Origin of the sequence: Christiangramia sp. 3-2217-3z (assembly GCF_051195275.1) — a bacterium.
Classification (GTDB): Bacteria; Bacteroidota; Bacteroidia; order Flavobacteriales; family Flavobacteriaceae; genus Christiangramia; species Christiangramia marina.
Genome location: NZ_JBNJLI010000001.1, coordinates 306,936 through 318,711, shown reverse-complemented (window position 1 = coordinate 318,711; position 11,776 = coordinate 306,936). Strand labels below are relative to the sequence as shown.

Annotated in this window: 11 protein-coding genes; 7 read left to right on the top strand and 4 right to left on the bottom strand. The window is 39.1% G+C overall.

Features of this window, described 5'->3' with window-relative positions:
• Window positions 1-57 precede the first annotated feature (57 nt).
• From pepT to ACSHZO_RS01505, 3 genes are all read left to right on the top strand, one after another.
• Window positions 58-1,299 carry a peptidase T gene (pepT, locus tag ACSHZO_RS01515; RefSeq protein WP_298246344.1) on the top strand — a complete coding sequence of 414 codons (1,242 nt, stop codon included), beginning with the start codon at window positions 58-60 and terminating at the stop codon, window positions 1,297-1,299.
• A 188-nt stretch (window positions 1,300-1,487) separates the two neighbouring features.
• On the top strand, window positions 1,488-1,727 hold the full coding sequence (locus ACSHZO_RS01510) for a DUF1801 domain-containing protein (protein ID WP_298246343.1): 240 nt from the start codon (window positions 1,488-1,490) through the stop codon (window positions 1,725-1,727).
• 11 nt (window positions 1,728-1,738) lie between these two features.
• Window positions 1,739-1,900, top strand: a complete 162-nt coding sequence (locus ACSHZO_RS01505) for a YdeI/OmpD-associated family protein (protein WP_298246342.1) — start codon at window positions 1,739-1,741, stop codon at window positions 1,898-1,900.
• Between the two features lie 50 nt (window positions 1,901-1,950).
• Here ACSHZO_RS01505 and yajC read toward each other — a convergent pair whose 3' ends face one another.
• The 4 genes from yajC to ACSHZO_RS01485 form a co-directional block, all read right to left on the bottom strand.
• Window positions 1,951-2,244 carry a preprotein translocase subunit YajC gene (gene yajC, locus ACSHZO_RS01500; protein WP_295179343.1) on the bottom strand — a complete coding sequence of 98 codons (294 nt, stop codon included), beginning with the start codon at window positions 2,242-2,244 and terminating at the stop codon, window positions 1,951-1,953.
• Window positions 2,245-2,252: 8 nt separating this feature from the next.
• Entirely contained in the window at window positions 2,253-2,717 is a 465-nt protein-coding gene (locus ACSHZO_RS01495) for a DUF1573 domain-containing protein (RefSeq protein ID WP_295179344.1), read from the bottom strand.
• Between the two features lie 53 nt (window positions 2,718-2,770).
• Window positions 2,771-3,715 carry a transcription antitermination factor NusB gene (gene nusB, locus ACSHZO_RS01490; RefSeq protein WP_298246341.1) on the bottom strand — a complete coding sequence of 315 codons (945 nt, stop codon included), beginning with the start codon at window positions 3,713-3,715 and terminating at the stop codon, window positions 2,771-2,773.
• A gap of 84 nt (window positions 3,716-3,799) precedes the next feature.
• Window positions 3,800-4,903 (bottom strand): Glu/Leu/Phe/Val family dehydrogenase, encoded by a 1,104-nt coding sequence (locus ACSHZO_RS01485; protein WP_295179349.1) that lies wholly within the window; start codon window positions 4,901-4,903, stop codon window positions 3,800-3,802.
• A gap of 133 nt (window positions 4,904-5,036) precedes the next feature.
• Here ACSHZO_RS01485 and ACSHZO_RS01480 point away from each other — a divergent pair, with 133 nt between their 5' ends.
• The 4 genes from ACSHZO_RS01480 (at window position 5,037) to ACSHZO_RS01465 (ending at window position 11,776) form a co-directional block, all read left to right on the top strand.
• On the top strand, window positions 5,037-6,794 hold the full coding sequence (locus ACSHZO_RS01480) for an ABC transporter ATP-binding protein (RefSeq protein ID WP_298246340.1): 1,758 nt from the start codon (window positions 5,037-5,039) through the stop codon (window positions 6,792-6,794).
• Window positions 6,795-6,867: 73 nt separating this feature from the next.
• Window positions 6,868-7,248, top strand: a complete 381-nt coding sequence (locus ACSHZO_RS01475; RefSeq protein ID WP_295179352.1) for a PUR family DNA/RNA-binding protein — start codon at window positions 6,868-6,870, stop codon at window positions 7,246-7,248.
• A gap of 77 nt (window positions 7,249-7,325) precedes the next feature.
• Window positions 7,326-9,839 carry a M14 family metallopeptidase gene (locus tag ACSHZO_RS01470; RefSeq protein WP_298246339.1) on the top strand — a complete coding sequence of 838 codons (2,514 nt, stop codon included), beginning with the start codon at window positions 7,326-7,328 and terminating at the stop codon, window positions 9,837-9,839.
• Between the two features lie 146 nt (window positions 9,840-9,985).
• Window positions 9,986-11,776, top strand: a complete 1,791-nt coding sequence (locus ACSHZO_RS01465; protein WP_298246338.1) for a TrkH family potassium uptake protein — start codon at window positions 9,986-9,988, stop codon at window positions 11,774-11,776.

The following is an 11,776-nucleotide window of genomic DNA, read 5'->3' as shown; positions in this document are numbered from 1 at the left end:
TTAAAAGGTTTTGGCGCGCTACGCTATATATGTATTTTTGAGCAAAAGCTATACTTCATGACCAATAAACAACATATCATAGACAGATTTCTAAGCTACGTAAGGATAGATACACAAAGTGATCCTGAAAGTACTTCGACGCCCAGCACCATGAAGCAATGGGACCTGGCGAATAAGCTTGTAGATGAATTGAAGGTTATTGGAATGCAGGATGTAACCATAGATGAGCATGCCTATGTTATGGCAAGTCTGCCTGCAAATGTTCCACACGAAGTTCCTGTAATCGGTTTTGTTTCGCATTTTGATACAACTCCAGATTTTTCCGGTACTAACGTGAATCCGCAGATCATCGAAAACTATGACGGTAAGGACATTGTTCTAAATAAAGAGAGAAATATCATTCTCTCTCCGGAATACTTTGACGACCTATTACAATATAAAGGCAAAACGATTATCACTACAGATGGCACAACCCTTCTAGGCGCAGATGATAAAGCAGGGATCACAGAGATCATGACCGCTATGGAATACCTGGTTAATAATCCTGAAATTCCGCATGGAAAAATAAGAGTTTGTTTTACGCCAGATGAAGAAATTGGTCGTGGAGCACATAAATTTGATGTAGAAAAGTTTGGAGCAGAATGGGCTTATACGATGGATGGTAGCCAGATTGGAGAACTGGAATACGAGAATTTTAATGCAGCTCGCGCAGTTGTAAAAGTGGAAGGCAAAAGCGTACATCCTGGTTATGCCAAAGATAAAATGGTGAACAGCATGTATATCGCTCAGGATTTTATCAATTCCCTACCAAGAATGGAAACCCCCGAGCATACTGAAGACAGGCAGGGTTTCTTTCATCTAAGCAGTATAAATGGAGATGTGGAGGAAACTATTCTGGAATACATTATAAGAGATCATGACCTGGGGCACTTCCAGGCGCGTAAAGAAATGATGCAGGATCTGGCCAGTGAGATCTGCTCACAATATGACCGGGATCTGATTACTGTTGAAATCACTGACCAATACCGGAATATGCGAGAAAAGGTAGAACCGGTAATGCATATTGTAGACCTGGCCCGTGATGCGATGAAAGCGGTGGACATCGAACCTATTATCAAACCAATTCGTGGCGGGACAGATGGTGCTCAACTGAGCTTTATGGGACTTCCCTGCCCAAACATCTTTGCTGGTGGTCACAATTTCCATGGTAAATATGAATATGTCCCGGTAGAGAGTATGCAAAAAGCTGCGGAAGTGATCGTAAAACTTGCGGAACTTACGGCTAAGAAATACGAATAAAAGATTGGAGTAAGAAGATACCTTCCATTGAAGAATATGTACTCCTTCATGCCGATTGGGATGTACAACTCAGGCAGCTTGTAGGGTTAATGGAACAAACCGAATTGACAGCTTCCATCAAATGGTGAGCACCGGTATATAGCCTGGATAGCAAAAATCTCATAGGCCTTAGTGCTTTTAAAAACCATTTGGCCATCTGGTTCTTCCACGGCGTATTTCTTAAAAAGAACACAGCGCTGCTGGTCAATGCTCAGGAAGGCAAGACAAAGTCCTTGAGGCAGATCAGGTTTGAGCCAAATGATAGAATTAGTAAGGATGCAATTATTTCTTATATAGAAGAAGCAATAGCCAACCAGAAAGCGGGTTTGGAATTAAAAGTGAAACCAAAGTCGCTTGAAATACCTGAAGAACTTGAAGCTATATTATAAATGGTAATAAAGTGCTACAAAGAGCATTTCAGGATCTAAGCTTTGGTAATCAAAAGGAATACGCTCAATTTATTGATGAAGCCAAAAAACAAGCAACTCGAACAAACAGGATCAAAAAGATCGAACCTCTAATTTTAAAGGGAATAGGATTTTACGACCGCTATATAAAATAAAAAAGCAGCTCAATGAGCTGCTTTTTCGTTTAATAATATGTCTTCGAAGATTATTTCTTCTCTACAACCGGAGCATTCAGTTTCTGACTCATTTCCATTGAAATGGATGAACGATCAAAAGTAATCTTACCGGCGCCTGTTTCAATAATTACCGAATTATTCTTTTCACTGAAGTCAATAATCTTACCGTGCATACCACTTTTAGTAATAATACGATCTCCTTTTTTAAGTTCAGCGGCAAATGTTTTTTCCTGTTTTGCTTTCTTCATTTGTGGGCGTATCATAAAAAAATACACCACCACAAACATCAATATAATCGGTGCAAACTGGGTTAATTGATCCATAAATGCTTTTAGCTAGCTGTTTCTGTTTCCGCAGCTTCTACAAAAGCTTTGATCTTTAATTGTTCTTTTCCAGCTTCAGTATTTGCAGATACTGTTACAGTCTTAGTTACCTGTCCATTACCAGAACCATTGAATTTCACTAACATCTCTCCAGATTCACCTGGTTGGATAGTTTCATTCTTAGGATAAGTTGGTACCGTACATCCACAAGAACTTGAAGCATTGGTGATCACTAAAGGAGCTTTTCCAGTGTTAGTGAATTTGAATACGTGCTCAACGTTTGTTCCCTTAGCTATGTTTCCGAAATCAAATTCAGTTTCTTCGAAAGAGATTTCAGGATAAACAGTCGCCTGTGCATCACGTTCAGCTGAAGCTTCTACGTTCTCTGCTTTTACCTTGTCTGAGGCATTGTCTTTACATCCGGTAAACAGCATAGCCCCTGCAGCTGCAAACATCAAAATTGTTCTTTTCATGACGAAGTTATTTTGTTTAATTTCTAATGGGTAAAAATACTAAAAATTCTTTACTACATCAGGCCCCTGCCCATTTTATTTAGCTTGCCTTCTGTCTGGTATTCCTTGGAAAGTTTGTCCAGTACACCATTAATGAAAATGCTACTTTTTGGAGTACTATACTCCTTTGCGATCTCCAGGTATTCATTAATGGTAACCTTTACAGGGATACTGCTAAATTTTAAAAACTCGCAGATGGCCATTTTTATAAGCACCATATCTACTTCAGCAATCCTGTCTTTATCCCAGTTTGGAGTTTTCCCCAGCATTTCTTCGGAAAGGTCCTCGTCATTTAGATAGGTTTTCTGGAATAATTTTAAGGCAAACTCTCTATCCTCATCGTTCTTGAACAAACGAGCGATCTGCTTTTCTCTACCGGTGGATTCTTTTAACTTCTGAAGAAATTTAAGGGCGGCGGTATTTACTAACGGAAGATCATCTACCCAGGTCAACTTTTTATCTTCAAGGTAATCGTATAATTTCTCGTTAGGAGCAATGATCTCCTTAAAAATCTGGATAATAAGCTCTTTATCATCCTTGAAACTTCCTTCACGAGTATTCATATATTCTAAATACAGTTCGCTGTTTCTAATCTCATTCCAGATGATCGCTACATATTCATCATCCTGTTTCCAGTGATTGATCTTGTGGTCTTCTAATGCCTTCTGAATACTTTCGTTTTCATTCAGGATCTGGAAGATCTGGTTATCGATAAATTTTCTATTGGGATCTTTTTCCTCGTTAGTGGCAAGGTGCTTTTGCTGGGATTTCTCCAGGTACACTTCAGCATGTTCTCTTATCTCGGTGATCAAACTTAACTGAAGCAGAAATAGGTCGTACATTTCCTGCATACTTTTCAGCAGGAATTTCTCTTCTGTGGCAAGGTTGTCATTCTGGCTTTGGTTAAATGCATACAGTGACTGCATTACTTTAACCCTGATATGTCTTCTTGTCAACATAATTGTAAAAGAACTTTTTAGGAATTAGAAAGGGCGAAAGCTTTTCGCTTTCGCCCTGCAAAAATATTAATAAATTAGAACTGACTAATTTAAATTCTGTTTTTTTCTATCGGCAATACGTTGCTTCGCTATTTGCAAAGCTGCAAAGTGCGTAGTGATATCGTCTTTAGAAGCTTTTTCAAGAATTCTCAAAGTGGTATTGTAGATATTCTCCGTCTTGCGCATGATCTCCTGCTTGTCGTAATTTTCCAATTCAGCATACACATTAATGATCCCACCTGCGTTAATAAGGAAATCTGGCGCATAGACGATACCTCTGTTCTGAAGGATTTGCCCGTGAGCAACCTCATCTGCAAGTTGATTGTTCGCAGCTCCGGCGATGATATCAACCTTCAATCTGTCTATGGTATCATCGTTAATGGTCGCTCCAAGTGCACAAGGTGCATAAATATCTACTTCAGCAGAGTAAATATCTCTATCTGTAAATATATGAGCTCCGTATTTCTTACTTACTTCTGCAAGTCTGTCCTCGTTAATATCTGTGATATAAACTTCAGCTCCATCTCCGGTTAAATATTCTACCAGGGTTTCTCCAACATGACCAATTCCCTGAACCAGAACTTTTTTACCTTCAAGATCATCTGATCCATACTTGAACTTAGCTGAAGCTTTGATCCCCATAAATACACCATAGGCAGTAATTGGAGAAGGATTCCCTGCTCCACCCTGGGATTCTGAGATCCCGGTTACATAAGGTGTTACTTCACGTACGGTATCCATATCTGAAGTTTCCATACCTACATCCTCTGCAGTAATGTATTTACCACCTAAAGAATGTACAAATTCTCCAAAACGCTTCATTAGCGCCGGAGTTTTATCTGTTTTAGCATCACCTATAATAACAGCTTTCCCACCACCAAGATTTAGACCGGTGATCGCACTCTTAAAGGTCATACCACGAGAAAGACGCAATACATCATTTACAGCCTCCCATTCACTGGTATAATTCCACATTCTGGTTCCTCCCAGAGCTGGTCCTAAAACCGTATTATGGATACCAATTATTGCCTTTAAACCTGTATCTTTGTCGTTGCAAAAAACGATTTGTTCGTGTTCGTCAAAAGACACCTGTCCAAAAACCGGAGCAGCTTTTTTTAGTTCATTTGCATTTAGAACGTCAACTTGCATAATTTGTTGATTTTTAAATTATTCAGATTTTGAATTTGATCAAAAATCCGCCGCAAAAATAATAATTATTTAAAAAGCATGGATTCTAAACGTGTTAAATTACAGAATCCTCAACTTTATAGAATCTCACTGAATGAAAAATCTTCAGCATCTCAATAAATATTTCTACAAATACAAATGGAAACTACTTATTGGATTGGTTATTACGATTGCCGCCAGAATTTTTGGGATCTACTACATCCCTTTAATTGGTAAAAGTACAGTCATTATAGAACAATACATTAATGGCGAAGTGACCAATGTCTCTGTCCTCAAAGATGAACTTCTTTACAATATCCTCCTTATAGTAGGAACTACTCTTATATCTGCATTTCTTACTTTTCTAATGCGACAAACTTTTATTGTGGTTTCCAGACATATTGAATATGATCTCAAAAACGAAGTTTACCGTCACTACCAGGATCTTTCCCTGAATTTTTACAAGAAGAACAGGACCGGGGATCTCATGAACAGGATTAGCGAGGATGTTTCAAAGGTCAGACTTTATTTGGGTCCGGCCATCATGTACAGTGTCACCACATTTACCTCTACAGTTGTGGTTTTGATCTTCATGATTCAGGCCGCTCCTTTGCTAACATTGTACACAGTAATTCCTTTACCCATTCTGGCATTTTCCATTTACAAATTAAGTGTTGCCATTCACAAAAGAAGTACCGTTGTCCAGCAATATCTTTCAAAACTTAATACGTTCACCCAGGAAAGTTTCAGCGGGATCGCTGTTATAAAATCCTATGGTCTTGAACCTCAAACCAACAAAAACTTTACAGAGCTCTCTAATGGTAGTAGAGATAAGAATATTGACCTGGTAAAAGTACAGGCATTTTTCTTCCCGCTTATGATCCTTTTAATTGGGATCAGTAATATTATCGTGATTTATATTGGAGGAAGACAGATAATTTCCGGAAAGATCGAGAATATCGACGTACTGGTAGAATTCATACTTTATGTGAATATGCTTACCTGGCCGGTTGCAGCCATTGGATGGGTAACCTCCCTGGTTCAGCAGGCGGAAGCATCTCAGGAACGTATCAATGAATTTCTTAGTGAGAAACCTGAAATTACCAATCCCAAGACCGAACAGGATGCGATCAACGGTAGTATTGAATTTAAGAATGTGAGCTTTACTTACGATGATACTAATATTACCGCACTTAAGAACGTAAGCTTTAAGGTGGAAAAAGGGGAAACACTGGCGGTGATTGGAAAGACTGGTTCTGGAAAATCAACCATTCTTGAATTAATTGGTCGTCTTTACGATATTGATGAGGGTGAATTATTGATCGATGGTCGCAAAATAGATACGGTGAACCTGGAAAGTCTTCGGGAAAATATTGGTTATGTACCACAGGATGCTTTCCTGTTTAGTGACAGTATTAGAAATAATATCAAATTCGGAAAAACAGATGCTTCCGAAGAAGAAATTATTACAGCGGCGAAAAATGCTTCTGTACACAAGAATATTGAAGGCTTCAGTAAAGGTTACGACACAGTTCTTGGTGAACGCGGAATCACACTTTCTGGCGGACAAAAGCAACGGGTATCTATTGCGAGAGCAATTATACATGACCCCGAAATTCTCTTATTCGACGATTGCTTATCTGCAGTTGATACTGAAACTGAAGAGGAAATACTCAATAATCTCTTCGAAATCACAAAGGAGAAAACCACGATCATCGTAAGTCACAGAATTTCTTCAGCTAAAAATGCCGACAGGATCATTATCCTCGAAGACGGACTGGTAGTACAGGAAGGCAGTCATGAGCAACTAATTACTACTGAAGGATACTACAAAGAACTCTACGCAAAACAGCTAAATGAAAAAGAAATGTGAAAATTTTTTGCTAGATGTTAAAAATTTTTAGATTTTTGAGCTCGTTAATAACAACCATTAAAGAATCTATTTTATGAGCGACAAGGGAATGATGGAGAAAGAGGAAATATTCTCTAAAGTTTTAAGAGCAGGAAGAAGAACTTATTTTTTCGATGTTAGAAGTACCCGTGCAGATGATTACTATCTTACAATTACTGAAAGCAAGAAGTTCACGAACGACGATGGTTCTTTCTACTACAAAAAACACAAGATCTACCTTTATAAAGAAGATTTTGATGGATTTAGAGAGATCCTTGAGGAAATGACGGACTTTATCGTTAATGAAAAAGGTGAGGAAGTGATCAGCGAACGTCACCAGAAAGATTTCAAGAAAGAATATGATGAGCAGCCAGTTGAGCAAACAGCGTCTCCGGCAGCAGAGAAATTTACAGATGTAAGTTTTGATGATATCTAGACAAAACGTCTATACACTATATAAACCGTCCCTATCAGGACGGTTTTTTTATATTAGGGCTTTTCAAAAATAAACCAATGCGTAAACTTTTATTTTTTTCTCTTTTTCTAGTATTTCAGATCAGCTTCGCTCAGCAGGATGATCTGTCTATGAGCTATTATTTACCGGCTGATATTTCTTACAATGAATCCATTCCTACTCCTGAAGAAAGCATTGGATTTATACCCGGTGAATGGCATGTTAGTCATGATCGTCTAGTTTCGTATATGCATACCCTGGCAGCGGCCTCTCCCCGACTAAAAATTGAAAATCGTGGAACTACTTATGAAGGTCGGCCATTGATCTTGCTCACTGTCTCTTCGGAAGAAAATATTGCTAATCTTGAAGATATTAGAATAAGACATATTGGGTTAGTCTCTGAAAATTCTTCGGAAGATCTGTCGAACATGCCCGTTGTGATCAACCAGGGATTCTCCATCCACGGAAACGAAGCCAGTGGATCCAATGCTGCCCTTCTCTACGCCTATTACCTCGCCGCAGCTGAAGGTCCCGAAATCGAAGAAACTTTAAAAAATACAGTAATTCTCTTAGATCCCGCTTTCAATCCAGATGGGCTTCAACGTTTCGCCTACTGGGCAAATACTAATAAGAGTAAAAACATCAATCCAGATCCTCAGGACAGAGAATACAGCGAGATATGGCCGGGCGGAAGAACCAATCATTACTGGTTCGATATGAATCGTGACTGGCTACCTGTGCAGTTACCGGAGTCCCAGGCAAGGATCAAAACATTTCATGACTGGTATCCCAATGTTCTAACAGATCATCATGAGATGGGATCAAATTCTTCTTTCTTCTTTCAACCCGGGATTCCTTCACGTACGCACCCGCTTACTCCACAGCTAAACCAGGATCTGACTAAAGAAATTGGAACTTATCATGCTCAGGCTTTCGATGAAATTGGATCTCTGTATTACACCGAAGAAAATTACGATGATTTCTACTACGGAAAAGGCTCTACTTTCCCAGATATTAATGGAAGTATAGGAATTCTTTTCGAGCAGGGAAGTTCTCGGGGTCACGCTCAGGAAACTGATAATGGTATCCTTACATTTCCATTTACGATTCGCAACCAGTTCACAGCGGCACTTTCAACTTTAAAAGCTGCTGAAAATATGCGTGAAAAATTATTAAACTATCAGCGTAATTTCTTTAAAGAATCCCGGAATAGTGCATCAAGCGGTGCCTATGCTTTTGGTAGTGAACATGATCCTATCAAGGCTTATGAACTTGCAAAAATTTTGAAGCGTCACCAGATAGAAGTTCACAAAGTGGATAAAGATTTTATGGAAGCGGGCTTAAAATTCAAAAAAGGAAATTCCTATGTAGTACCAAAGAATCAAAGGCAACACCGACTATTAAAGGCGATGTTTGAACGAAGAATTGAGTTTCAGGATAGCCTGTTCTACGATATATCTGCATGGACATTCCCCTTAGCGTTCAATCTTGACTTTTCTGAAGATGTTGCGATGAAAAATGCCGGACAGAAGATCCAGGAACTGGAAATACCTACACCAGAACAACCTGATAAAAGTTCTTATGCGTATTTGCTAGACTGGCAAAATTACCTTGCTCCAAAAGCTCTGAATATGATCCTGGAGAAAGGTCTTCGCGCTAAAGTTTCCATGGAAGCATTTACCTTTGAAGGCAATGAATTCGCTACAGGAACGATCATGATTCCTGTCCAGAATCAAAAATTAGAGCAGGATGAGCTTTATAATTTCATGACTGAAGTTTCAGAAGCAAGCCATATAGCCATTAAGGGAATTCCAACCGGAATGACCGGCGGAATTAATCCTGGAAGTAACCAGTTTAGGGCAATCGAACACCAACAGGTTGCCATTCTGGTTGGTGGATCCATATCTTCCTATGATGCCGGTGAGATCTGGCATTTGTTCGATCAGCGTTACGACATGAAAATTACCAAACTCGATCTTAAAGATCTCTCCGGAAGTGACCTGAGCAGGTATACCGATATTATCGTTCCAAGTGCCTGGGGTGGTGGATTGAACGATGGAGTTGCTAATCAGCTGAAGGATTGGACTAAAAACGGAGGAACCATCATAGGCTTTAGAAGTGCTGTAAACTGGCTAAAAAATAATGATTTCATTGATTTTGAGACTAAAAAAACAGAGAATACTGCAAAGGATGTCAGTTTTGGAGAACGTGGTGACTTCCGTGGCGCACAAGTAATTGGTGGAGCGATCTTTGAAGCAGATCTGGACAGAACTCATCCAATCGCTTTTGGATACAATAGAGATAAAATCGCGCTCTTCAGAAACACCACGATTTTTATGGAAGCCGATAAGCAGAGCTATAAGAACCCGATTCGATATACTGAAAATCCCTTACTGAGTGGATATATAAGCAAACCAAACCTGGATTCTCTTGCCGGAACGGTTCCGTTTAAATATGACAGACTTGGCCGCGGGGAAGTGATGCTCTTTACAGACAACACAAACTTTAGAGCATTCTGGTACGGTACTAATAAATTACTCATGAATGCTATCTTCTTCGGAACAGAAATGTAACCGATAGTTTGGGTAAATTTTAGCAATCTTATATAGTCGGTTACATAACTTTGTACCGGTTTGTTAAGGAACAATAGCTCCTATAATCTCAAACTTATTGGACCTATTCTCTATCACTTAAATTTCATGCTTATAAATTCCAGTTATTGAAATTCTCCGGATTTAAATCATGGTTGAGAAATGAGAGGTTTTTGAGTTACCTCAACAGGCTCTCCTTTTTCGCCAGTTGCATTGCATTGCTTGTAACTCTATATGATCTAGGATTTAAACAGGAAGATCTTCAGGAAGCACAATTAAATAGCTTTTATTATGTAGTCTTATTGATTGGGATCGCTGCGATCCTGTGTAGGTATTTTGTTCTAAAGGTTAAGGTTCCTGCAAAAATACGGATCCTCGACGCAATCCTTGGAACGCTTATTCTCCTGCTAAGCATTGTGAAGACGGATGTTCTTATGGAGAATTTTCCGGGTTTGCAATTCCTCAATAAGATGGCTTACATGTATTTCGCATCGCTCGTTTACTTTATACGGGAGCTTGCCACCATCAATTTCAGGTTTAATAAAGCATACTTAAATCCGGCTCAGCTATTTATTAGCAGTTTCCTGGGAATTATATTAGTTGGCACTGGTTTGCTGATGCTACCTAAAGCCACACATGAAGGAATCGGACTTCTGGATGCACTTTTCACTTCTACCAGCGCAGTTTGCGTGACCGGTCTTATCGTTGTAGATACTGGTTCGTATTTCACCACTTTTGGACAGTCTATCCTTTTACTCTTGATGCAGTTGGGCGGACTCGGGGTCATGACCTTTGCCAGTTATTTTAGCTACTTTTTTCGTGGACAGACCAGTTTCGAGAATCAGCTTTTACTCAAAGATGCTACCAATTCAGAACGTATAGGTGAAGTTTTCAGCGTACTTAAGAAAATTCTTTCCATCACTTTTATTACTGAATTGCTGGGAGCTGTTTTTATATATTTCAGCTTAAGCGAAAATGAATTGAGCCAGATTAGTGACCGCATATTCTTTTCGTTATTTCACGCGATAAGTGGCTTTTGTAATGCAGGATTCTCCACGCTTGAAAACAGTCTTTATGAACCAATTTTCAGATTTAATTATCCGCTGCATCTGGTAATTGCCGTATTATTCATTCTTGGAGGGATTGGTTTTCCTATAGTTCTGAATATTTATAAATATCTCAAATATACATTTTCAAATCTACTGCTTAAGCTCAATAATAAACGGCCTTTACCTTACTCGCCATGGGTGATCAATCTCAATACACGAATCGTCATTGTTACCACGATAATCCTCTTAAGCGTGGGAACTTTAGGTTTCTATATTTTAGAATATAACAACACTTTGGCGGAACATAACTGGTTTGGGAAAATCGTCACTGCATTCTTTGGAGCTGCTACGCCGCGTACAGCCGGTTTTAATACTGTAGACATGCAGGCATTAAATGTAAGTACGCTTATGCTTATTTTTATGCTCATGTGGATTGGAGCCTCTCCTGCATCTACGGGTGGTGGAATAAAGACGAGCACTATCGCCATTGCCGCCTTAAATTTTGTTAGTCTTGGAAAAGGCAAGGATCGCATCGAGGTGTACAAAAGAGAAGTATCAAGTAATTCTATTCGCCGGGCATTTGCGATTATATCGCTTTCACTTATGGTGATTAGCATCGCTATATTCCTGATGACGATCTTCGAAAAAGATATAGCGATCATAGATATTGCATTTGAAGCATTTTCGGCTTATAGTACCGTGGGACTTTCCACAGGAATTACTTCCAGCCTTTCATCTTCGTCTAAGATCGTTCTTATATTTACGATGTTTATAGGAAGAGTTAGCATGCTCACCCTTTTAATTGCTATGCTTCGGAAGGCTAAACACCTTAATTACAGAGTGCCTACAGATGAAATTTTAATAAACTAA

What these genes read in the sequence shown, in the direction of transcription:
- pepT (WP_298246344.1), top strand. Translation starts at nt 58, where the DNA reads ATGACCAATAAACAACATATCATAGACAGATTTCTAAGCTACGTAAGG.
- yajC (WP_295179343.1), bottom strand. Translation starts at nt 2,244, where the DNA reads ATGGATCAATTAACCCAGTTTGCACCGATTATATTGATGTTTGTGGTG.
- ACSHZO_RS01495 (WP_295179344.1), bottom strand. Translation starts at nt 2,717, where the DNA reads ATGAAAAGAACAATTTTGATGTTTGCAGCTGCAGGGGCTATGCTGTTT.
- nusB (WP_298246341.1), bottom strand. Translation starts at nt 3,715, where the DNA reads ATGTTGACAAGAAGACATATCAGGGTTAAAGTAATGCAGTCACTGTAT.
- ACSHZO_RS01485 (WP_295179349.1), bottom strand. Translation starts at nt 4,903, where the DNA reads ATGCAAGTTGACGTTCTAAATGCAAATGAACTAAAAAAAGCTGCTCCG.
- ACSHZO_RS01480 (WP_298246340.1), top strand. Translation starts at nt 5,037, where the DNA reads ATGAAAAATCTTCAGCATCTCAATAAATATTTCTACAAATACAAATGG.
- ACSHZO_RS01475 (WP_295179352.1), top strand. Translation starts at nt 6,868, where the DNA reads ATGAGCGACAAGGGAATGATGGAGAAAGAGGAAATATTCTCTAAAGTT.
- ACSHZO_RS01470 (WP_298246339.1), top strand. Translation starts at nt 7,326, where the DNA reads ATGCGTAAACTTTTATTTTTTTCTCTTTTTCTAGTATTTCAGATCAGC.